Origin of the sequence: Parerythrobacter lacustris (assembly GCF_024626475.1) — a bacterium.
GTDB classification, from domain to species: Bacteria; Pseudomonadota; Alphaproteobacteria; order Sphingomonadales; family Sphingomonadaceae; genus Parerythrobacter_A; species Parerythrobacter_A lacustris.
Genome location: NZ_JANKHH010000001.1, coordinates 513,322 through 533,983, shown reverse-complemented (window position 1 = coordinate 533,983; position 20,662 = coordinate 513,322). Strand labels below are relative to the sequence as shown.

The 20,662-nt window shown below is 64.6% G+C and carries 17 protein-coding genes; 15 read left to right on the top strand and 2 right to left on the bottom strand.

The features are described 5' to 3' along the window. Positions 1–27: 27 nt before the first annotated feature. Positions 28–2,463 (bottom strand): TonB-dependent receptor, encoded by a 2,436-nt coding sequence (locus NSO95_RS02655; RefSeq protein WP_257594593.1) that lies wholly within the window; start codon positions 2,461–2,463, stop codon positions 28–30. A 54-nt stretch (positions 2,464–2,517) separates the two neighbouring features. Here NSO95_RS02655 and NSO95_RS02650 point away from each other — a divergent pair, with 54 nt between their 5' ends. From NSO95_RS02650 to NSO95_RS02600, 11 genes are all read left to right on the top strand, one after another. Continuing rightward, positions 2,518–4,110 (top strand): tetratricopeptide repeat-containing sulfotransferase family protein, encoded by a 1,593-nt coding sequence (locus NSO95_RS02650; protein WP_257594592.1) that lies wholly within the window; start codon positions 2,518–2,520, stop codon positions 4,108–4,110. A gap of 93 nt (positions 4,111–4,203) precedes the next feature. Next, positions 4,204–5,700 (top strand): CoA-acylating methylmalonate-semialdehyde dehydrogenase, encoded by a 1,497-nt coding sequence (locus NSO95_RS02645; protein ID WP_257594591.1) that lies wholly within the window; start codon positions 4,204–4,206, stop codon positions 5,698–5,700. Positions 5,701–5,783: 83 nt separating this feature from the next. Then, entirely contained in the window at positions 5,784–6,248 is a 465-nt protein-coding gene (locus NSO95_RS02640) for a hypothetical protein (protein ID WP_257594590.1), read from the top strand. Between the two features lie 10 nt (positions 6,249–6,258). Continuing rightward, positions 6,259–6,555, top strand: a complete 297-nt coding sequence (locus NSO95_RS02635) for an I78 family peptidase inhibitor (RefSeq protein WP_257594589.1) — start codon at positions 6,259–6,261, stop codon at positions 6,553–6,555. After that, a complete protein-coding gene (locus tag NSO95_RS02630; RefSeq protein ID WP_257594588.1) occupies positions 6,552–6,938 on the top strand; it encodes a RidA family protein in 387 nt (128 codons plus the stop codon). Before NSO95_RS02635 ends, NSO95_RS02630 begins: the two co-directional genes overlap by 4 nt. A 61-nt stretch (positions 6,939–6,999) precedes the next feature. Next, positions 7,000–7,518 carry a hypothetical protein gene (locus NSO95_RS02625; protein ID WP_257594587.1) on the top strand — a complete coding sequence of 173 codons (519 nt, stop codon included), beginning with the start codon at positions 7,000–7,002 and terminating at the stop codon, positions 7,516–7,518. 55 nt (positions 7,519–7,573) lie between these two features. Next, positions 7,574–8,719 carry an acyl-CoA dehydrogenase family protein gene (locus NSO95_RS02620; protein WP_257594586.1) on the top strand — a complete coding sequence of 382 codons (1,146 nt, stop codon included), beginning with the start codon at positions 7,574–7,576 and terminating at the stop codon, positions 8,717–8,719. A 142-nt stretch (positions 8,720–8,861) separates the two neighbouring features. Next, positions 8,862–9,908: an enoyl-CoA hydratase/isomerase family protein gene (locus NSO95_RS02615; RefSeq protein WP_257594585.1), complete on the top strand. Its 1,047-nt coding sequence runs from the start codon at positions 8,862–8,864 to the stop codon at positions 9,906–9,908. 143 nt (positions 9,909–10,051) lie between these two features. Next, on the top strand, positions 10,052–10,834 hold the full coding sequence (locus NSO95_RS02610) for an enoyl-CoA hydratase-related protein (RefSeq protein ID WP_257594584.1): 783 nt from the start codon (positions 10,052–10,054) through the stop codon (positions 10,832–10,834). A gap of 93 nt (positions 10,835–10,927) precedes the next feature. Then, on the top strand, positions 10,928–11,797 hold the full coding sequence (gene mmsB / locus NSO95_RS02605; protein WP_257594583.1) for a 3-hydroxyisobutyrate dehydrogenase: 870 nt from the start codon (positions 10,928–10,930) through the stop codon (positions 11,795–11,797). Positions 11,798–12,208: 411 nt separating this feature from the next. Next, a complete protein-coding gene (locus NSO95_RS02600) occupies positions 12,209–13,480 on the top strand; it encodes a lipopolysaccharide biosynthesis protein (RefSeq protein WP_257594582.1) in 1,272 nt (423 codons plus the stop codon). A gap of 6 nt (positions 13,481–13,486) precedes the next feature. Here the strand turns inward: NSO95_RS02600 and NSO95_RS02595 are convergent, their stop codons facing one another. Further along, the gene (locus tag NSO95_RS02595; RefSeq protein WP_257594581.1) at positions 13,487–14,440 is read right to left on the bottom strand and encodes a tetratricopeptide repeat protein; all 954 of its coding nucleotides are present in this window, start codon (positions 14,438–14,440) and stop codon (positions 13,487–13,489) included. A 117-nt stretch (positions 14,441–14,557) separates the two neighbouring features. On the opposite strand from NSO95_RS02595, the gene NSO95_RS02590 reads away from it, so the two are divergent. The 4 genes from NSO95_RS02590 to NSO95_RS02575 are packed head-to-tail and all read left to right on the top strand — an operon-like array spanning position 14,558 to position 20,642. Further along, on the top strand, positions 14,558–17,098 hold the full coding sequence (locus tag NSO95_RS02590) for a cyclic nucleotide-binding domain-containing protein (RefSeq protein ID WP_257594580.1): 2,541 nt from the start codon (positions 14,558–14,560) through the stop codon (positions 17,096–17,098). Beyond that, on the top strand, positions 17,098–17,964 hold the full coding sequence (locus NSO95_RS02585; RefSeq protein ID WP_257594579.1) for a hypothetical protein: 867 nt from the start codon (positions 17,098–17,100) through the stop codon (positions 17,962–17,964). The genes NSO95_RS02590 and NSO95_RS02585 overlap by 1 nt, the downstream gene beginning before the upstream one ends. A gap of 10 nt (positions 17,965–17,974) precedes the next feature. Further along, positions 17,975–19,774, top strand: a complete 1,800-nt coding sequence (locus tag NSO95_RS02580; protein ID WP_257594578.1) for a cytochrome c3 family protein — start codon at positions 17,975–17,977, stop codon at positions 19,772–19,774. A gap of 19 nt (positions 19,775–19,793) precedes the next feature. Beyond that, positions 19,794–20,642 carry a metallophosphoesterase gene (locus NSO95_RS02575; RefSeq protein WP_257594577.1) on the top strand — a complete coding sequence of 283 codons (849 nt, stop codon included), beginning with the start codon at positions 19,794–19,796 and terminating at the stop codon, positions 20,640–20,642. The last annotated feature ends 20 nt before the right edge of the window (positions 20,643–20,662 follow it).

Genomic DNA, 20,662 nt, shown 5'->3' with positions numbered 1-20,662 from the left:
CCCTTTTCCAGGTCGACAGTCCGGCGGTCAGAAGTCCTTGCGCACCCTTACCCCGATCTGGCGCGGCGGGGCGACGAAGGTGCCGAAGTTGCGCACATAAACCGGATCGCCATTGGTGTCGGTCACCGACTGGTCGACCGCCGGGGTTCCGCGTACGCCGGTTTCGCCGAAGGTATTGAAGATGTTGTTCACATAGGCGGTGATCGACAGGCTCCCGTCGCTCAGGTTGAGCGAGAAGTTATGCGTGTCGAAACCGGGGAGAACGATGCCTTGCGCGCGGCTGCCGGTGCGGGTGAGCACATTGCTGTGCGCGGTCACACCATAACTGAAGGTCAGGTCCCATTTGTCGGACACCGGCAGCTCGTAATCGGCAAAGAAGCTGCCCTGGTGCTTGGGCGAACCCGGCAGTCGATCGCCGTCGAGCCCGTCGATGAAGATGGTGTCGAACGGGCTGGCGGTCGGATCGGGATTGTCGGCGGTCAGCAGGTTGGGCGAATCGGCGCTCAGTTTCGCATCGGTGTAGCTGTAGGCCCCGCGGAAGCTCAGCTGGTCGGTCGCCTGCAACGCGCCATAGATTTCGAAACCCTTGGACACCGCGCCGGCCCCGTTGATGGTGATCGGCGACGATCCGACCAGCGTGGCCGAAGCGACCTGCGGCCCGCTCCAGTCGATGTAATAGACCGCCCCGTTGAGCGTCAGGCGGCGGTCCATCCACTGGGTCTTGAAACCGAGCTCGTAATTGGTGGTCTTGTCGGCGGTGTATTCGAGCTCGTTCGGCTGGCCGCAGATGTTCTGCTGGGTATTGCCCGGAACACATGGGTCGAGGCCATTGGAATTGCCGATCCGGAAACCCTGGCTGACGGTAGCATAGAGCAGCGCGTCGGCATTCACCTCATAGGAGGTGTTGAACTTGAACAGGAATCCGTCGTCCTTCTGGTTCGCCGGGGTGAAATCGAGCACGATCAGGTCATCGGGCGTGCGACCGTTGAAAACCGTCTCGAGCAGCGGCAAGTCGACTGCGCTTTCGGTTTCGAGGTCATAGTCGTAGTAGCGCCCGCCCACGGTGAATTGCCATGCGTCGGTCAACTGGTAGCTCAGCTCGCCGAACACAGCCGCTTCGCGCAGGTCGGAATTGAACGGGGCGATATACTCGATCGCATCGGGGCGGCTGCCGCCATTGAAGGCATCGTAGAACGGCGTGAACTCGGTGCTCACCGAGCGGACCTTCTCCTTGTTGTAGAAGCCGCCGACGATGAAGCTGAACGGACCGTCGAGGTTCGAAACCAGCCGCACTTCCTGAGTGAAGATCGTCGTCTTGTCGCGCTCTTCGGTGAAGGCGGTGAAGTTGGGGAACTGCTCGTAGCTGTATTCGAGCGTGATCAGCAGGTCGGTCTGGTCGCGGTTGCCCAGCTCGCGGTGGTCCGAATAGCCGGTCGCGGAAACGAGGCTGGCGAAACCGAGATCGAGTTCGGCCTCGAGCGCGACTAGCTGCGTCTTGCGCCGGTTGGGTTCGGGCACGCGCAGCACGTTTTCGTATTTGCCGATGTCGACCGGGAAATTGGTCAGGCGGAACTGCGAGAACTGGCGGCCGTCGGTGCGCGCGTCCTGATAGTAATAGGTCAGCGTAGCGTCGAAAATGTCCGACGGGGCGAACCGCAGCGCGGCGCGCGCAGAGAGCGTATCGTCGGTGTTCAGGTCCTTCAGCGGGGTGAAATTGGCCGCATTGCCGATATCGTCCGGATTGACCAGCCCGACCGTGCCGATCGACGGCAGGCGGGTGACGGCATAGGGGTAGTCGATAAAGCCGCGATCGTTGATGTAGTCGATCGAGCCGCGGAAGGCGAAGACATCACCCAGCGGGATGTTGATCGTCATCCCCGTGTCGGAACTGACGCCGCTGCCGCTCTGGTAGGTGTAGAGGTCGCCGCGCACCTCGCCGCCGATCTCGCCCAGCTTGGGTTTGACCGGGATGTAGCGGATCGCACCGCCCAGCGTGCCGGCACCGTAGAGCGTGCCTTGCGGTCCCAGCAGGAATTCGACCCGCTCCATATCATTGAGCCGCAGGTCGACGTAGAGCGGGATGTCGCCGACATAGGTCGCCACCGCGCCGCCGCCGTCGTTGTTGCCGTCGAACGAGCCGAGGCCGGTGGCGTTAAGGCCGCGAAACACGATCGGCGTGCCGGCCCGGTTGCCCTGGTCGAGGATGTAGACGCCCGGAACCGTCGCCGCGACTTCGCGCAGATTGTCGAGGCCCTGCGCTTCGAGCTGGTCGCCGCCGACCGCCGAGATATTGATCGGCACGTCCTGCACCGTACCTTCGCGCCGCGTGGCGGTGACGACGATATCGTCGTCGTCGGCTTCGGATGCACCTTCCCCCTCGATCGGTTGAGCGCTAACCGCGAGCGGGATAGTGCTCGTCGCAACGAAAAGGAGCGCGCGAAAAGGCATCTTTGCAAATTTCATTATATTATTTCCCACCCATTTCCCTAATCGACTGAATCTGTCGAATTTTGCTCGATGCTGCAACTGCGAAATGATGCCCCGGATGAACAAATGGCGGTGATTGAGGCAAAAAGGCAACTGCGCGCCGGAGCGCTGGAGAGGGCCTATCAGCTGGCGCTTGAGACTTTGTCGCGCGATCGCGGCAATGGCGAGGCTTGGGGGATCATGTCGCTCGTCGCGCTCGAGGGCGGCAATATCATGAAATCGCTCGAACTTTCCGGGAAGGCACTCGATATGGGAGCAGTCTCGGCCTTGGTCCGCGGAGGACGCGGTCGGGCTCTGCTTGCCGCCGGTCGGCAGGACGAAGCGCGCGACCTCGCCGCCGATACCTCGCTCGACACGTGCAAGGATGCGCTCGAAGCCGATACGATCGGGGTGATCCTCGCCCGGACTGGCCTGCACGAGGAAGCCCTGCCCTATTTCGAGCGCGCGGTTTGCGAACGGCCCGATGTCGCGCAATTCGGCTACAACCTTGCCACCTCGCTGCAATTCACCGGCCGACTGGACGAGGCGAAGCGCAGCTATGCGAGCGTGCTGGACACCGATCCGGCGTTTCACCGAGCACGGCTGGCCCTGGTGCAACTGCAGAACGCGAACGAGCACGACCTGTCCGCGCTCGACGATCTTTTCGAGTTTCATCGGCAAGAAATCGACAGCGCGTTGCAGCTCGGCCATGCGGCGGCCCGCATTTGCGAAGCGCGCGGGGACCATGCCGGATCGCTCGACTGGCTGTTCAAAGCCAAGCGGGCCAAAGCCGCGCAGGTCGCCTACGACCGGGATTGGGCGGACCGACTGTTCGCAGCCGCCAAGACGCGCGATGTAGCGAAGATCGCCTGTGCCAACGGCAGTTCCGCAGCCGCGCCCGCCCCCGTGTTCGTTCTCGGCATGCCACGCAGCGGGACGACGCTGGTCGAGCGCATCCTTTCCAGCCACCCCGAAGTCGCAACCGCCGGTGAATTGCCCGACTTCGCCCTGCTGGTGAAGCGGAGCAGCGAGGTCGGCGGGCCGCACACGCTGTCGCCCGAATTGCTCAAGGCGCGCTACGATCCCGCTGCAACGGGCAAAGCATACTTCGCGCGCACATCACCTCTAGCCGGAGGACACGCGCGGCTGATCGACAAGATGCCGTTCAACCTGTTCTTCGCCGCGCATATCCTCGAGAGCCTGCCTTTGGCGCGCATCGTGATGGTCCGCCGCGATCCGCGCGATACGGTGTTCGCCAATTTCCGCCAGCTGTTCGCGACCGATTTCGGCTATTACGACTATGCCTACGATCTCGAAGATACCGCGCATTTCGTCGCCGGTTTCGTCGATCTCGCCGACCATTGGCTCAGGGCCTTGCCGCCTGATCGCTACACCGAAGTGCGCTACGAACAGCTCGTTGCGGAGCAGGAAGCCCAGAGCCGGAGGCTGGTCGATTTCCTCGGGCTGGAGTGGGATGAGGCATGCCTCCGGTTCCATCGCAACACCGCCCCGGTGGCCACCGCAAGTTCGGTACAGGTCCGCGCACCGATCCACAGCAAATCGGTCGGCCAGTGGCAGCGTTACGGCGAAGCCGCGGAACGGGTCGAGCGAGCGCTGCGTTCGCATGGCGTGCCCCTGCCGTAGCCCGCGATACCCGACAAAGGGATTCGCCTTGCTTGGGCGAAGGCGCTAGGGAGCGCGCAATATTAGAACAACAGACTTTGCAGGAGATGCGCCATGCGCCAGGTCGATCATTTCATCGTCGGGGGAGCCGGGAGCGGTTCCGGTCGCAAGCATTCGATCTGGAATCCCTCGACCGGTGAAATCCAGGCCGAGGTCGTGCTGGGCGATGCCTCGACGCTCCAGCGCGCAGTCGATGCGGCAAAGTCAGTCCAGCCCGAATGGGCGGCGACTAACCCGCAGAAGCGCGCCCGGGTGATGTTCGAATTCAAGCGGCTGGTCGAAGCGCACAAGCAGGAACTGGCCGAACTGCTCGCCAGCGAGCACGGCAAGGTGGTCGACGACGCGCATGGCGATATCCAGCGCGGGCTGGAGGTGATCGAATATGCCTGCGGTATTCCGCAGGCGCTGAAAGGTGAGTTCACGCAAGGGGCAGGCCCCGGCATCGACGTCTACTCGATGCGCCAGCCGCTTGGCATCGGGGTAGGCATCACCCCGTTCAACTTCCCGGCGATGATCCCGATGTGGATGTTCGGCATGGCGATCGCGGCGGGCAACGCCTTCATCCTCAAGCCTTCCGAGCGCGATCCGAGCGTGCCGGTGCGGTTGGCCGAACTGTTCCTCGAGGCGGGCGCGCCCGAAGGCCTGCTGCAGGTCGTCCACGGCGACAAGGAAATGGTCGACGCGATCCTCGACCATCCCGACATTCCGGCGATCAGCTTCGTTGGCAGCTCGGACATTGCGCAGTATATCTACAGCCGCGGCACCGCGAATGCGAAGCGGGTGCAGGCCTTTGGCGGGGCGAAGAACCATGGGATCGTGATGCCCGATGCCGACCTCGACCAGGTGGTGAACGATCTCGCCGGTGCAGCGTTTGGTTCGGCCGGCGAGCGCTGCATGGCGCTTCCCGTAGTCGTCCCCGTGGGAGAGGACACTGCCGATGCCTTGCGCGCCAAGCTGATCCCCGCGATCCAGGCTCTGCGTGTCGGCATCTCGACCGACAAGGACGCGCACTATGGCCCCGTCGTGACGCCGGAGCACAAGGCCCGCGTCGAAGGCTGGATCGACACCGCCGAACGCGAAGGTGCGGAGGTCGTGATCGACGGGCGCGGCTTCACGCTGCAGGGTTTCGAGAAGGGCTTCTTCGTCGGGCCGACCCTTCTCGACCGGGTTACCACCGAGATGGAAAGCTACCGGGAAGAAATCTTCGGCCCGGTGCTCCAGATCGTGCGCGCAAAGGACTTTGAAGACGCGCTGCGCCTGCCGAGCGAGCACCAGTACGGCAACGGCGTCGCGATCTTCACTCGCAACGGCCATGCCGCGCGCGAGTTCGCATCCCGCGTCAATGTCGGCATGGTCGGGATCAACGTGCCGATCCCGGTGCCGGTTGCATACCACAGCTTCGGCGGGTGGAAGCGTTCGGGCTTCGGCGATATCGACCAATACGGGATGGAGGGCCTGCGCTTCTGGACCAAGACCAAGAAGGTCACCCAGCGCTGGCCGGACGGCGGCGTCGATGGTAGCAACGCCTTCATCATCCCCACGATGGGTTGATCGGGGGGCTGATCGGGAGGCCGATCGGGGGAAAGAAGCTGCGTCCCGCGCGTTCAGTCTGAATTGCCGCCCTGGAGGTTTCCATGCGAATTGCCCTTATTGCCTCGCCCCTCGTGCTTCTTGCGGCTTGCGCCGAACCGGTCGACCGTTCGCGCGACACGGACAGCGAGCCCCCGCCGCTCGCAGAAGTGACCGAGTCGGCCACGCCAACTCCGGCCGTGACTGCGCCCGACGGCATGATCCCGCCGTCGATACAGGGCAAGTGGGGTCTGGTCGCGGCAGACTGCACTTCGACGCGGGGCGATGCCAAGGGCCTGATCGAAGTCAGCGAAAGTGAAATCCGTTTTTTCGAATCGGTCGGCAAACTCGACGAGGTCACATCGCAAGACGAGGATTCGTTCCGCGCCAACTTCGCCTTCACCGGTGAGGGGATGGAATGGACGCGCGACATCGAATGGGAAATCGGCGACGACGGCACAACTCTCGAACGCAGCGAATTCGGCGAAGACGCACTGGCCGAGCCGCTGACCTACACCAAGTGCAGTTGAGGAGCGTTCCATGCGTTTGTTTCTGCCATCCCTCGCCCTTCTCTCGCTTTCCGCCTGCGTGACGGCCAGTCCGCCCGACAGCATCACCGAGCGCCCCACAGGCGGTGAATGCAACGCCGCCGCCGTGCAGAATCACGTGGGGCACGCGGCGACCACCACGATGGGCGAAGCGATCCTGACCGAGAGCGGCGCGAGGCGCCTGCGCTGGGGTGCGCCGGATTCGGCCTGGACGATGGACTATCGCACCGACCGCGTGAACGTGCGCTACGACGAGAGCCTGACGATCACCGCGATCACCTGCGGATGAGCCGAGACCGCGCCAGCTCCGGCTCGCCTTACGAGGCGCAATTCGGCTTCAGCCGGGCGGTCCGTGTGGGGGACCGCATCATCGTCGCGGGGACCGGACCGATCGAGGATGACGGGGCAACCACTCCGGGCGGAGCCGCCGAGCAGGCCGACAGATGCTGCACGCTCATCGTCCGTGCTATCGAGCAGCTGGGCGGCAGCACGGCGGATGTGGTGCGCACCCGGATGCTGCTGACCGATCCGGCGGACCAGGACGCGGTCGGCGCGGTCCATGCCCGGTTCTTCGGCGAGGCCGCGCCTGCCGCGACGATGCTGGGCGTCGCATGGCTTTGCCGCCCGGAATGGAAAGTCGAGATCGAGGCCGAAGCGGTGATTGGCGGCTAGGCCGGAACGAGTGCGGCACGCACTTGTTGAAGATATGACCATTCCTAATGGAGATCGCCTCATGCCGCCGATCCGTGCCGTGCTCCTGGCGCCACTTCTGATGATCGCCGGCTGCGATCAGGATCGGGATGAAAGCCCCGAAGCAGGCCCGGTTCCCTCGCCCGCTGCCCCGAGCGAGGCGGTTGCCGATACAGCCAAGCCGGAAGCAGCCGATAAGGAAGCAGGCAGCGCTGCCTTGTCGGTCGCGACCTTTCCCAATGCGATGCGCGGAAAGTGGCGCGAAACCGATGGCCCTGCACCCACTGCTGCACAATGCGACGGCACGGCGGGCGGGAATATCGGCAAGGTCATGGAGGTACGCGAAAAGCGCTTCTCGATCTTCGAAACCGGCGGCACGATGCTGGACGTCAGTCAGCGCGAAGACGGGTTGATCCGTGCGCAGTTCGACACGACCTACGCCGACACCCCGACGCGCGACGAGCTGACCTTCTCGGTCGATCCGGTCGCCCTGACCCTGACGGTCACCAATCACGACGCGGGCGAACAACGCACGACCGCATACAAGCGTTGCCCGGCCTGATTTCCGCCACTCTGGTGGGTGGCAAATTCCTGCGGCGGCGGCTAAAGGCCCGGCCATGACAGGACAATTCCAGCTGACCGATGACCAGCTTGCGATCCAGGAAATGGCGCAGCGGTTTACTGCAGACAACATCACCCCCTTCGCTGCCGAGTGGGACGAACAGCACCACTTCCCGCGCGACGTGATCCAGAAGACCGGCGAGCTGGGCTTCGGCGCGATCTATGTGTCCGAAGCCAGCGGCGGGATCGCGCTCGGGCGGCTCGAGGCGGCGCTGATCATGGAGGCGATGGCCTATGGCTGCCCCGCCACATCCGCCTATGTCTCGATCCACAATATGGCGGCGTGGATGATCGACACATTTGGCGGGCAAACGGTGAAGGACAAATACCTGCCCAGCCTGGTGACGATGGAAAAGATCGCCAGCTACGCGCTGACCGAACCTGGTTCCGGCTCGGATGCGGCGGGGCTCAAGACCACCGCCAAGCTGGACGGCGATCACTACGTCCTCAACGGCACCAAGCAGTTCATTTCGGGCGGCGGGTTCAACGACGTCTATGTGACCATGGTCCGCACCTCCGATCACAAGACCAAAGGCATCACCTGCCTGGTGGTGGACAAGGACACGCCGGGCGTCAGCTTTGGCAAGCCGGAGAAAAAGCTCGGCTGGAACGCCTCCCCCACCGCGCAGGTGATCTTCGAGGACGCGCGTGTGCCGGTGGAGAACCGGGTGGGCGACGAAGGCGAAGGCTTCCGATTTGCGATGATGGGGCTCGACGGCGGGCGGCTCAATATCGGCGCATGCTCGCTCGGCGGGGCGCAACGCTGCCTCGACGAGGCGATCGCCTACACCAAGGATCGCAAGCAGTTCGATACGCCGATCGCCGATTTCCAGAACACCCAGTTCATGCTGGCCGACATGGCGACCGAGCTGGAGGCGGCGCGCGCGCTGCTCTATCTCGCTGCCGCCAAGGTGACCGACAACGCCCCCGACAAGAGCCGCTTCTCTGCCATGGCCAAGCGGCTGGCGACCGACAGCGGATCGAACGTGGTCAACAATGCGCTGCAACTGTTCGGCGGCTACGGCTATCTCAAGGAATACCCGATCGAACGCTTCTGGCGCGACTTGCGGGTGCATTCGATCCTCGAAGGGACCAACCAGGTCATGCGGATGATCGTGGGAAGGGACCTGCTCAGGCAATGATCCTCCGAGACACTTGGACACGGGTCCTTCGGGACGGCCTCTGCCTGCGGCTTCGGCCTCCTCAGGATGAGCGGGATTTCCCTGGAACCGCTCATCCTGAGGAGCGAGGACGCATGTCCGAGCGTCTCGAAGGAGCAGTTGTATGACCGACGACATCCTCATCCACCGCCACGGTGCGGTCGGGCATATTTCGCTCAACCGGCCCAAGGCGCTGCATGCGCTGACGCTGGAGATGTGCCACGCAATGAGCGCGGCTTTGCGAGAATGGGCGGACGACGACGGCGTCGAGGCGGTCATTCTCGACCATGCCGAAGGGCGCGGCTTCTGCGCCGGCGGAGATATCGCCTTCCTGCGCAATTCGGCGCTCAACGATGGCGGTGCATCGGGCCGCAAGTTCTTCCACGACGAATACCAGCTCAACCACCAGATGATGACCTACGCCAAGCCGATCGCGGCCTTCATGGACGGGATCACCATGGGCGGCGGGGTCGGCATTGCGCTGCCGTGCAAATTCCGGGTCGCGACCGAGAACACGCGCTTCGCCATGCCGGAAACGGGCATCGGTCTGTTCCCTGACGTTGGTGGCGGCTGGCACCTCTCTCGGCTTGGCGGGCGGCTGGGGCAGTTCCTTGCGCTCACCGGCGCGCGGCTCGACGGGGCGGAATGCCTGTGGACAGGGATTGCAACGCACTACCTGCCCGCAGACATGGTCGCCGAGGCCAAGGCGCGGATTATCGACAAGCCGGGCCGCATCGCAGGCGTGCTGTCCGAAATGCCGGGCTCACCACCCAAGGCGCGGATCGAAGAGAATGCCGACCGCATCCGGCGCCATTTCGCGTCGGATCGCTACGAGGATATCCTCGCTTCGCTCGAGTCTGATGACAGTGACTGGGCGGCAAGGGAACGGGACACGCTCGGCACCAAGAGCCCGCAGACCTGCAAGGTCGCCCTGCGCCAGCTTGCCGAGAGCCTGACGTTTGCTGACTTCGCGGACAACATGCGGATGGAATACCGGATCGCCAGTCGCGTACTGACCCTCCCCGATTTCGCCGAAGGTGTGCGCGCTGTTATCACCGACAAGACCAACGACCCCAAGTGGGACCCGGCGACGCCCGAGGGGGTGACCGAGGAATTGCTCGACAGCATCTTCGCGCCGCTGCCGGAAGGCGAGGAGTGGGTGCCGCTGTGATCCTCCCCATCGACTCGCGATGGGGAGGGGGACCGTGCGCAGCACGGTGGAGGGGTCTCGTGCCGCGTCCGCCCCTCCGTCAGCCGCTTGCAGCGACTGCCACCTCCCCATCGCAAGTCGATGGGGAGGATTGAGGAGAACCTATGACCTACGAAACCATCCTGACCGAAACCCACGGCGCGGTAACGATCATCACCCTCAACCGCCCGCAGGCCTTGAACGCGCTTTCCAGCGTGGTGCTGGAGGAGCTGATCGACGCCTTCGCCGCCTACCAGGCCGACGACAGCCAGCGCTGCGCGGTGCTGACCGGCAGCGGCGACAAGGCCTTCGCCGCAGGTGCGGACATCAAGGAAATGTCGGACAAGGCCTCGGCCGATTTCTATCTCGACGATTTCTTCGCCAAATGGACCAGCCACCTGGTCAAGACGACGCGCAAGCCGTGGATCGCGGCGGTCAACGGCTTCGCGCTGGGCGGCGGCTGCGAGCTTGCGATGATGGCCGATTTCATCATCGCCAGCGAGAATGCGAAGTTCGGCCAGCCGGAGATCAAGCTCGGCGTTGCCCCCGGGATGGGCGGCAGCCAGCGGCTGACCCGCGCGGTCGGCAAGTCGAAGGCAATGGAAATGTGCCTCACCGGACGGATGATGGGCGCGGAAGAGGCCGAACGCAGCAACCTCGTCGCCCGCGTGGTGCCGCATGGCGAGCTGATGGCCGAAGCGAAGAAGACCGCCGCCCTGATCGCATCGATGCCGCCGATGGCCGCGATCGCGAACAAGGAAATGGTCAATTCGGCCTACGAAATGACGCTCGAACAGGGCATCGTGCAGGAACGCCGCCTGTTCCAGATCCTCACCGCGAGCGAAGACAAGGCCGAGGGAATGGCCGCGTTCATCGAAAAGCGCGAGGGCGTGTGGAAGGGGCGGTGACGCCGTCATCCCAGCGAAAGCTGGGATCGCGTGCCACAAACGAAACGCCGGCAGAAAGCGATCCCAGCTTTCGCTGGGATGACGGAGAATGACATGAAAATCGCCTTTATCGGCCTCGGCAATATGGGCGGCGGGATGGCCGCGAACCTCGTCAAGGCGGGGCATTCGGTCAACGCCTTCGACCTCTCCGATGCGGCGCTCGCTGCGGCAGCGGAACATGGCTGCGCGACCTTCACCGATGCGCGCGCGTCGGTCGAAGGCGTCGAGGCGGTGGTGACGATGCTGCCCAACGGCGCAATCGTGAAGTCGGTTTATGCCGAAAGCGTGATCGGTCATGCGCCCGCCGGCGCGGTGCTGCTCGACTGCTCGACCATCGATGTCGACACCGCGCGCGAGGTGATCGCGGCGGCGGAAAGCGCAGGCTACGACATGGTCGATGCGCCGGTCAGCGGCGGGATCGCGGCGGCCAATGGCGGTACGCTGACCTTCATGGTCGGCGGGACCGACACCGCCTTCGCCCGCGCGAAGGATGTGCTCAACCCGATGGGCAAGGCGGTGATCCACGCCGGCGATGCGGGCAACGGGCAGGCGGCCAAAATCTGCAACAACATGCTGCTCGGCATCCACATGATCGGCACCTGCGAGGCCTTTGCCATGGCGCAGAAGCTGGGGCTCGATCCGCAGACCTTTTTCGACATATCCTCGGTCAGTTCGGGCCAGAACTGGTCGATGACCAGCTATTGCCCCGTCCCCGGCGTCGGCCCGGCCACACCGGCGGACAACGGTTACCAGGGCGGATTTGCGACCGCGCTGATGCTGAAGGACCTGCGGCTGGCGATGGAAGCGGCGGAAAGCTCCGACGCCGCCGTCCCCATGGGCCAGCGCGCCACTTCGCTCTACGAAGACTTCAACGGCGCAGGCAACGGCGGGCTAGACTTCTCGGCCATCATCAGAATGCTGTGAAACGCAAGGGAGGTTGCACTGCGACCGAACCGCCATTTTGCTTGGTGGACCCGAAGGGCTGGAAGCAGCCGCAGTGCATTGTCGCTTCTAGTAGTTGACGCTCACATCACCAAGCCGATTGGTGGGATTACTTGCCCGTGCGCGACGCACCGTGGGCAATTTCGGCCAGAATGCCTGGTGTTCTCTCGTGCCTTACGCTGCGCAGCCAAAGCGATTGCGACGGGATTTGGTCCGCATCGCCAATAGCCTGCCTACGGCACATCCCCATGACAAGGCTTGCACCCGGCGCAAGCTGCTCTAGGAAGCGCAACGTGGCGATCATCTTCCAACGCAACGCTGAAGTCCGCACCAGCCTGCCGTGGCAACGAACCTCCGGGAGGGCGTGACGGGCTTGCCCCGCGCGCGCGTGCGATGAAGCGCCTGTTGCAGAATATCGGCTGGTTACTGAGCGGCCGCGCGGTCAACGCTCTGCTCAGCCTGGTCTATCTCGCGCTCGCCACGCGCACGCTCGGGATCGAGAGTTTCGGCTATTTTGCGCTTATCGTCGCGCTCGGCCAGACGGTGACCGGGCTGGCGAACTTCCAGACCTGGCAGTTCGTGGTCCGCTGGGGCGCGAATGGCGAGGGTCCGGGCGAGGCGACGGGTTTCGCCATCGCGCTCGACGCTTTGTCGACCGTGCTCGGCGCGCTGCTCGCGGGCGGGCTGGTCTATAGCGCGCAATTCTGGCTCCCGCTCCCGCATGAATTGCTGTGGGTCGCCTTCTGGTTCTGCATCGTCTCGCTGGTCGCCATGCGGTCGACCCCCACCGGGCTACTGCGCCTGCGGTTCCGCTTTGCCGAGGCGACCTTCGCCGAGGCCGTGCAGCCGGTGGTCCGCGCAATCGGGGCGGTGCTCGCAGTCATCTTCATGCCGAGCGTGGTCGGGTTCATCATCGCCTGGGCGGCAGCCGAAGTCGCCGTGGCGCTCGCCCTGTGGTGGGCGGCCGTGCGTAAGGACAAGGTCGACCTGTCGCAGATCAGCCTGACCCGCCTGCCCCGCCACCATCCCGATGCGTGGCGCTTCGTCCTTTCGACCAACGCGATGGGCAGCCTCAATGTCGGCGGCAAGCAGGTGATGATCCTGCTGGTCGGCGCAATCGGAGGGGAAGCATTTGCCGGCGGCTTCCGGGTCGCGTCGCAATTGGGACAGGCGCTGGTGCAACTGGCGCAGACCGTTTCCAAGGCAATTTATCCCGAACTGGTGCACGCCAAGGACGATGCGGTCGAAATCGCCCGCCGGATGGCGAACCTGTCGCTGATCGGCGGCGCGATCGCGGTGCTCGTCGCGGTTCTGTTCGGCCGCTGGGGGCTGGAGACGATCGCCGGCAAGGAGTTCGGTGTCGTCTACTGGACCATGGTGATCCTCGCGGTTGCCGGCGCAATCGAACTGGTCGGGGCGAGCCTCGAATCGCTGCTGGTGGCGGCCAACCGGGCCGGGACTGCGTTCCTCGCCCGCGCGATCCCGATGGTGCTGGCCTTTTCCCTGCTCCCCGTCGCAATGGGCTGGCAGGGGCTGAAAGGCGCGGGCTTCACCGTCCTTGGATCGAGCGCGCTGGCCGTATTGGCGTTCTGGGCCGCGTTCCTCTCGCTCCAGCAGATCAGGATCGTGCTGGAACCCAAGGCTGAACCGCCGCCCAAGGGATAGCTGGCGTCAGGTCCCCGGCACGCCCAGTGCCGCCGCTTCGTCCTTCAGACGGTCTGCATTGGCGGGATTTGCCTTCACCGCATCGGCCAGCGCCTTGCGCGCCTTGTCGGGTTCGCCCAGCGTCATCCGGCTGCGCATCAGCATCACCCAGCCATCAGGGTTCTTCGGATTGGCGCGCAGCTTGCCCTCGAGGCTTTCGACCATGCCCACCGCCATGTCGCGCTGTTCGCCCGGCGGGATGGCGCTCGCCCCTTCGAGGTCCTGCTGGCTCGGGCCGGGAATGGCGTTGCCGGCCGTCAGCTGCGGCGCTTCGGGCCTTGCCGAAGTGGCCTTGGCGATCCGGCTCGCGGTCTCGATCCCGTACTTCTTGCCGCTTTGCTCGATCGTGCGCTGGAGGTTCTCGTCCCACGGCGCGCCCGCCGGGGTATCCTCAAGCAGAGCGAGCCAATCGGCGATGGCCCCTTCGTGATCGCCGGTCAGGTCTTTCTGCACGGCGAGGAAATAGCGCGCGCGGTAATCGGTCGGGTCGAGCTCGAAAGCCTTCTGGAAAGCCATCAGCGCGCCAGGCGGCATCGGATTGCTCTCCTCGGCATAGATGCGCATCTCGCCCAGCGCCGACCACAGCGCGGCATTGTCCTTGTCGCCCTCGATCGCCTGGCGATAGGCGCGCGCCGCACCGGCGAAGTCGCCGGTGTCCGACAAAGCGAAACCCAGTTCGGTCCATGCTTCCGAATTGAGCGGATCGGCCTCCGCGCGCTCGCGCAACTGCTCGAGGGTGAGAGGTGCGCCCTCGGCGGCAACGACGGGCGCTGGCTCTTCCCCGCCGTCCTTGAGCGCGTTCCAGCCGACCACCCCCGCGAGGAGCGCAGCGCCGACGCCGAGCAGCGCCAAACCGCCGCGCGAAACGCCTTTCTCCTTGGCATCGGCAGCGGGCGGCGAATCCGTTTTCTGGTCTTCCATTCCCGATTGCTAACAACCATGGGCGTTTGCGGCAATTGCCTCTGGAGGTTTGACGCATATTGCCTATGATGATTCGACAACAGAACATAGGGTCGCGGGATCACCTCGGGGGGACTGATGCCGGAGACGTATCGCGTAGCCATTATCGGATCGGGACCGGCCGGCCTCAGCGCCGCTGCCCGGGCGGCTGCGCTCGGCCTGAGCCACGTGCTGCTCGAGAAGACCGACCACCTCTCGGACACGATCTACAAGTACCAGAAGGGCAAGCACGTCATGGCGACGCCCAGCAATCTGGTGCTGCGGTCGGACTGCGATTTCGACGCGGGCAAGCGCGAGGTGATCCTCGGCAAGTGGGACGAGCAGACCGCCGGATACAAGGTCAACGTCAAATACCATGCCGAAGCCAAGGCGATCAGGGGCACCGGCCCCGCGATCCCCGGCAGCGTCCACACCATCGTGATGCGCGGGCGCGACGGCAGCAAGACGACCAAGGAAATCCAGCGCCACCAGCCGCCCTATGAGATCGAGCTGACCAATGGTGAGAAGGTGATGGCCGAGAATGTCGTCCTCGCCATCGGCACGCAGGGTAATCCCAACCGGATGCGCTGCCCCGGCGCGGACCTGCCGCATGTGCAGTACCAGCTCGACGATCCGACCGAGTATGTCGACGAGCATATCGTGATCGTCGGTACCGGTGACGCTGGGATCGAAAATGCGCGCGGCCTCGCCGAAGACCCGGCGCAGCGCAACACCGTGTCGATCCTCAACCGCAGCACCGATTTTCCCACCGCCAAGGATGCCAACGTCAAGGCGCTTCAGGCCGATCACGATTCCGGCAAGCTCATGATCCGGCTGGAGAGCGAAACCAAGGAAATCGAACCCGGCTTCATCACCCTGACCACCCGCGACGGCGAGATCCGCATCCCCTGCGACCGGATCATCGCCCGCATCGGCTCCGCCCCGCCGCGCATGTTCGTCGAGGAATGCGGGATCGAATTCGCCAGCGAGGATCGCAACGCCTTCCCAAAGCTCTCGCCGGTGTTCGAATCGACCACCCCGGGCATCTTCGTGATCGGTGCGTTGGCGGGCTATCCGCTGATCAAGCACTGCATGAACCAGGGCTACGACGTTATCGAGTTCATCAACGGCAACACCGAGCTGAAGCCGGCCGACGAACCGATCATGGTCGCCAAGTTCAAGGACCTGCCGGCGGGCCGCAGCACCGAGGACTGGCTCGAATTCCTGCGCGCGAACGTCTCGATCCTCAACGGCATGAACCCGCTGCAGATGCGCGAGTTCATGCTCGAATCCGAAGCAAAGTTCTTCCGCAAGGGCGAGGTGATCTTCGAGCGCAACGCGCCGGGCAACTCGCTGTTCGGCATCGCCAGCGGCTCGGTCGCGGTCGAGGTCAATCCGGAAGACCCGTCGATCACCATCCCGATCGAATGCGGATCGATTTTCGGCGAAGTCGGGCTAATCTCTGGCCGCCGCCGCGGCGCGACGATCCGTGCGGCGGAAGACACCATCGTAGTCGAGATTTCGCGCCTCGCCGCGCTCAAGCTGCAGTCGCAGGTGCCGACGGCGAAGAAGGCAATCGAACGCATCTCGACCGAGCGCCAGCTTCTCCAGATGTTCGGCTCGGGCCTCAAGTCGGACGATATCCGCGAGGTGGTGGACACCTCCGAAATCGTCCGCGTTCCGGCCGGGGAGGCAATCCTGAAGGAAGGCGACGAGGGCAACGACATCTATGTCGTCCGCGTCGGCTCGATGATCGTCGAGAAGGATATCGGCGGCAAGCCGGTGTTCCTGTCCTACCTCCCCGCCGGGTCCTATGTCGGCGAAATGGCGCTGCTCGACGGCGGCAAGCGCACCGCCACGGTCAAGGCAGCGATCAAGTCCGAAGTGATCAAGATCAACGGCGATGCGTTCAAGCAGGTGCTCGACAAGCATCCCAAGCTGCTCGAACGCGCGCGGCGCGACATGAAATCGCGGCGCGAGGTCAACAGCTTCATCGAAAGCCAGAAGCACAGCTTCGGCGGCGCGGTGGACCTCTATTCCAAGACCGCGCAGTTCCTGATCGACAACGGCATCGGCGAAGCGACCGACGTGCTGCTGATCGACGAGACGCTGTGCGTCGGCTGCGACAATTGCGAGAAGGCCTGCGCCGACAGCCACGAGGGGCTGAGCCGACTCGATCGCGAAGCCGGGACGACCTACGCCCACCTCCACGTGCCGACCTCCTGCCGCCACTGCGAGCACCCGCACTGCATGGCCGACTGTCCGCCCAACGCGATCAAGCGCGGGGCCGACGGCGAGGTCTTCATCGACGAGAAATGCATCGGCTGCGGCAACTGCCAGCGCAACTGCCCCTATGGGGTGATCCGGCTCGATGCGAAGCCCCCGCCCAAGCCCTCGCTGCTCAGCTGGCTGCTGTTCGGGCGCGGCCCCGGGCCGGGTGAAGCGCCCTACAAATGGCGCAAGAAGAAGGCCGAGGAGGCGGGCGTCGAGCAGGCCAAGCTGGCGATCAAATGCGATATGTGTTCGGGCATCGAAGGCGGGCCGGCTTGTGTACGCGCCTGCCCCACGGGTGCCGCGATCCGCGTCGCGCCGGAGAAATTCCTCACCTTCACCAAGCTCGTGCAGGAGGACGCCGACTGATGGCCAGCCTGCCCAAAGCCAACTTCGCGTTCCACGATCGCCGCCGCGACACCGACCACGAGAGCTTCCTCGCGCACCGGGGTTTCCGCTGGCTCAAGATCGCGACGGTGCTGATGCTGACGGTGGTAGTCAGCTATTTCCTGGTCGATGTCGAACCGCGCCACAACGGCGGCACCTGGTACGGCTATACGCTCGGCACCATCGGGCTGCTGCTGATCCTGTGGCTCTCGCTGCTCGGCGTGCGCAAGCGCAAGATGAGCGAGAAGTATTTCAGCCTCAAGGGCTGGACCAGCGCGCATGTCTATCTCGGGCTGGCGCTGATCGTGATCGGCACCTGGCACACCGGCTTCCAGCTCGGCTGGAACGTGCACACGCTGGCCTGGGCGCTGATGATGCTGGTGATATTGTCGGGCATCTACGGGATCGTGGTCTATTCGGTGCTGCCCCGCTCGCTGTCGAACAACCGGCGCGAGATGACGCGCGAGCAGATGGTCGACGGGCTCGACGCGCTCGACCGCCAGCTCGAAACGGCCGCGCAGCCGCTCGACCGGCATCTGGCCGATGTCGTCATCGCCGCGCTCGACCAGGATGTGTTCAAGGCCGGATTCCTCGCCCGCCTGACCGGCAAATACCCCCGCTGCGCCACCCGCAAGGCCTTGCGCGCCTTCGACGGCACCGGCGGCGACGAAGCGGCGGACAAGGTCCGCTCGCTGCTCGCGCGGCGGCAGGCACAGCTCGACCAGATCCGCCGCCACATGCGCTACAAGGCGCTGCTGGAGGTCTGGCTGTTCATCCACATCCCCGCAACCATACTGCTGATCGCCGCGCTCACCGCGCATGTCGTCAGCGTGTTCTATTACTGGTGAGAGGCGGGCCATGGCGTTCCTGATCCGCACCATCGACTTCACCGCAACCGGGCGCGAGATCGTGCGCGACCGCGAACTGGCGCAGGACAGCCTGACCATCGGCCGCGCGGCGGAGAACGACATCCACCTGCCCGACCTCGCGGTTGAGCAGCAACATGCCCGGATCGATCCGGCGACCGGCGGGCAGCTCACGGCAGAGGCGGTCGGGACGCTCGGCTTCACGGTCGACGGGCGGACCACGACCTCGGCGACCTTCAAGCCGCAGGAAGGGGTCGAGCTCGGCTTTGCCAGCTACCGGCTCGCCGTGACGCAGGACGGCGACGGGCCGGTGACCATCGTCATCACCCAGAAGGAAGACAAGCCCGCAACCGATGCGGCCAAGGGCTTCGAACTCGCCTCCGCGCTGCCGAGCAAGCGCGCGATGGCGTGGGCCGGTCTGATCGCGGTGCTCCTCGCCTTCCTCGCGGTGCCGATCTACACCAACCTGACCCGCGAACGGGTCGAACCCGACTACAAGAAGCCCGGCCAGACGATCATGGACGCAAGCTGGAGCACCGGCGACCTCAGCGTCAAGCACCACGGGCTGGAGGATAATTGCGAGGCGTGCCACGTCGATGCCTTCGTCTCGGTACGCGACGAGACCTGCCTCACCTGCCACGAGAAGATCGACGACCACGCCAAGATCGATCGCCAGCTGACCAGCCGCGGCCCGATGTCGCGCGGTGACCAGTTTCTGTGGGCGGTGGCCGAGACTTTCGGCAAGGAAGGACCCGGAAATTGCACCACCTGCCACACCGAGCACGAGGGCGCGGGGCGGATGGAACCGACGCCGCAGAAATTCTGCGCCGAATGCCATGACGGGATGGACACCCGCCTGAAGGATACGCAACTGGCCAACGCGGCCGATTTCGGCACCGCGCACCCGCAGCTGAGCGCGGTCTTCTATGGCGAGCTCGGCAGCAAGAAGACGACGCGGCTTTCGCTCGACAAGCCGATCGTCGAACAGAACGGGCTCAAATTCCCGCACGAACTGCACCTGCGCAAGACCGGCGGGGTGGCGCGGATGGCGGGCAATATCGGCTCGAAGCGCGACTATGGCCCGGCGCTCGAATGCAAGGATTGCCACGAGCCCACCGCCGACCGTTATGGCTTCAAGCCGGTCGAGATGGAGGAAGCCTGCGAGGCCTGCCACAGCCTGGTCTACGACAAGGTCGGCGACACTTTCCGCACCCTGCGCCATGGCGACGTCGACCAGATGCGCGCCGATCTCGCCGCGATGGACCGCGCACCGCGCCGCCCGATCACCACCGGCAGGCAGCGACCGGGCGACTATGCGCAGGGACAGCGCTTCTACCAGGACTTCGGCCGCCCTTCGCGCAACTATATCGGCATCAACCAGGCGCTGAGCCCCAAGGGCGTGTGCGGCGAATGCCATATCCCGACCACGCGGGGCGGGCGTGCCGATGTGGTTCCGGTCTATCTCAACCAGAGTTTCCTCAAGCATAGTTGGTTCGACCACAAATCGCATGGCGATGCCGCGTTCGAGAAGATCGAGGGCGGCCAGCGGCAGGGCGAGGAAACCTGCATCAGCTGCCACGCGGCGGATGTGTCGAAAACGTCCGAAGACCTGCTGATGCCCAAGATCGCCGAATGCCGCGACTGCCATCTGGGCGAAAAGGCGCGACAGGCCCCGGTTCCTTCGAGCTGCGCCATGTGCCATTCCTACCACCCCAAACCCGGGGGGGTTCCCGAACGCCGGAAGGATGCTAGGGACAAGCAGGTCGCGATGATCACCCGGAAAACCGGTTAGCGCGGCGGCAGGGGGCTCGATGCTGGTAGCGCAGATGACCGATATCCATATCGGTTTCGATCCGGATGCGAAGCCGGAGGAACTCAACCGCATCCGCTTTCGCAAGACGCTCGACCGCCTGCTTGCCCAGCCGAACCCGATCGACCTGCTGGTGCTGTCAGGCGACCTGACCGACCATGGCGATCTGGACAGCTTCGAGAAGACCGCAGCGCTGCTCGAACGGGTGACCTGTCCGATCCTGCCGATGGTCGGCAATCACGACAGCCGCGAAGGCCTGCTCCATGCTTTCCCCGACACCCCGACCGAGGGCGGATTCATCCATTACACCCATCAGCAGGACGGGCTGCTGCTCATCATGCTCGATACGCTGGAGGTAGGGCGGCACGGCGGGGCGTTCTGCCACGCGCGGCGCGACTGGCTGCGCAGCCAGCTCGAGGCGAACGCGGGCATGCCGACTCTGATCTTCATGCACCATCCGCCGGTCGTATCCGGGGTCGACTGGATGGACCCCGCGCCGGACGAGGAGTGGATCGCCAACTTCGCCGAGGCGATTGCCGGGCATGACCAGATCCTGGCGATCCACTGCGGCCATTTGCACCGCCCGATCATGACGACGTTCCACGGCGTGCCGCTGGGGGTTACGCCGTCGGTCGCGCCGCTGGTCTCGCTCGACCTGCGCCCGGTCGACCCCAACCGCGCCGACAACCGCGACCTTATCACCACCGAACCGGCGACCTACGCGCTGCATAGGTGGGACGGGCAATCGCTGGTCAGCCACTACGAGAAGACCAACAACTGGGATGTGCTGGCGTTCTACGGCGAACACCTCAAGCCGATGATGAAGGACATGTTCCGCGAACGGCAGTGAAGTTGCCGACCGCTTGACGA

Excerpts from the sequence above, each read along its gene's own strand:
- NSO95_RS02655 (WP_257594593.1), bottom strand. The coding sequence starts at position 2,463 with ATGAAATTTGCAAAGATGCCTTTTCGCGCGCTCCTTTTCGTTGCGACG.
- NSO95_RS02650 (WP_257594592.1), top strand. The coding sequence starts at position 2,518 with ATGCTGCAACTGCGAAATGATGCCCCGGATGAACAAATGGCGGTGATT.
- NSO95_RS02645 (WP_257594591.1), top strand. The coding sequence starts at position 4,204 with ATGCGCCAGGTCGATCATTTCATCGTCGGGGGAGCCGGGAGCGGTTCC.
- NSO95_RS02640 (WP_257594590.1), top strand. The coding sequence starts at position 5,784 with ATGCGAATTGCCCTTATTGCCTCGCCCCTCGTGCTTCTTGCGGCTTGC.
- NSO95_RS02635 (WP_257594589.1), top strand. The coding sequence starts at position 6,259 with ATGCGTTTGTTTCTGCCATCCCTCGCCCTTCTCTCGCTTTCCGCCTGC.
- NSO95_RS02630 (WP_257594588.1), top strand. The coding sequence starts at position 6,552 with ATGAGCCGAGACCGCGCCAGCTCCGGCTCGCCTTACGAGGCGCAATTC.
- NSO95_RS02625 (WP_257594587.1), top strand. The coding sequence starts at position 7,000 with ATGCCGCCGATCCGTGCCGTGCTCCTGGCGCCACTTCTGATGATCGCC.
- NSO95_RS02620 (WP_257594586.1), top strand. The coding sequence starts at position 7,574 with ATGACAGGACAATTCCAGCTGACCGATGACCAGCTTGCGATCCAGGAA.
- NSO95_RS02615 (WP_257594585.1), top strand. The coding sequence starts at position 8,862 with ATGACCGACGACATCCTCATCCACCGCCACGGTGCGGTCGGGCATATT.
- NSO95_RS02610 (WP_257594584.1), top strand. The coding sequence starts at position 10,052 with ATGACCTACGAAACCATCCTGACCGAAACCCACGGCGCGGTAACGATC.
- mmsB (WP_257594583.1), top strand. The coding sequence starts at position 10,928 with ATGAAAATCGCCTTTATCGGCCTCGGCAATATGGGCGGCGGGATGGCC.
- NSO95_RS02600 (WP_257594582.1), top strand. The coding sequence starts at position 12,209 with ATGAAGCGCCTGTTGCAGAATATCGGCTGGTTACTGAGCGGCCGCGCG.
- NSO95_RS02595 (WP_257594581.1), bottom strand. The coding sequence starts at position 14,440 with ATGGAAGACCAGAAAACGGATTCGCCGCCCGCTGCCGATGCCAAGGAG.
- NSO95_RS02590 (WP_257594580.1), top strand. The coding sequence starts at position 14,558 with ATGCCGGAGACGTATCGCGTAGCCATTATCGGATCGGGACCGGCCGGC.
- NSO95_RS02585 (WP_257594579.1), top strand. The coding sequence starts at position 17,098 with ATGGCCAGCCTGCCCAAAGCCAACTTCGCGTTCCACGATCGCCGCCGC.
- NSO95_RS02580 (WP_257594578.1), top strand. The coding sequence starts at position 17,975 with ATGGCGTTCCTGATCCGCACCATCGACTTCACCGCAACCGGGCGCGAG.
- NSO95_RS02575 (WP_257594577.1), top strand. The coding sequence starts at position 19,794 with ATGCTGGTAGCGCAGATGACCGATATCCATATCGGTTTCGATCCGGAT.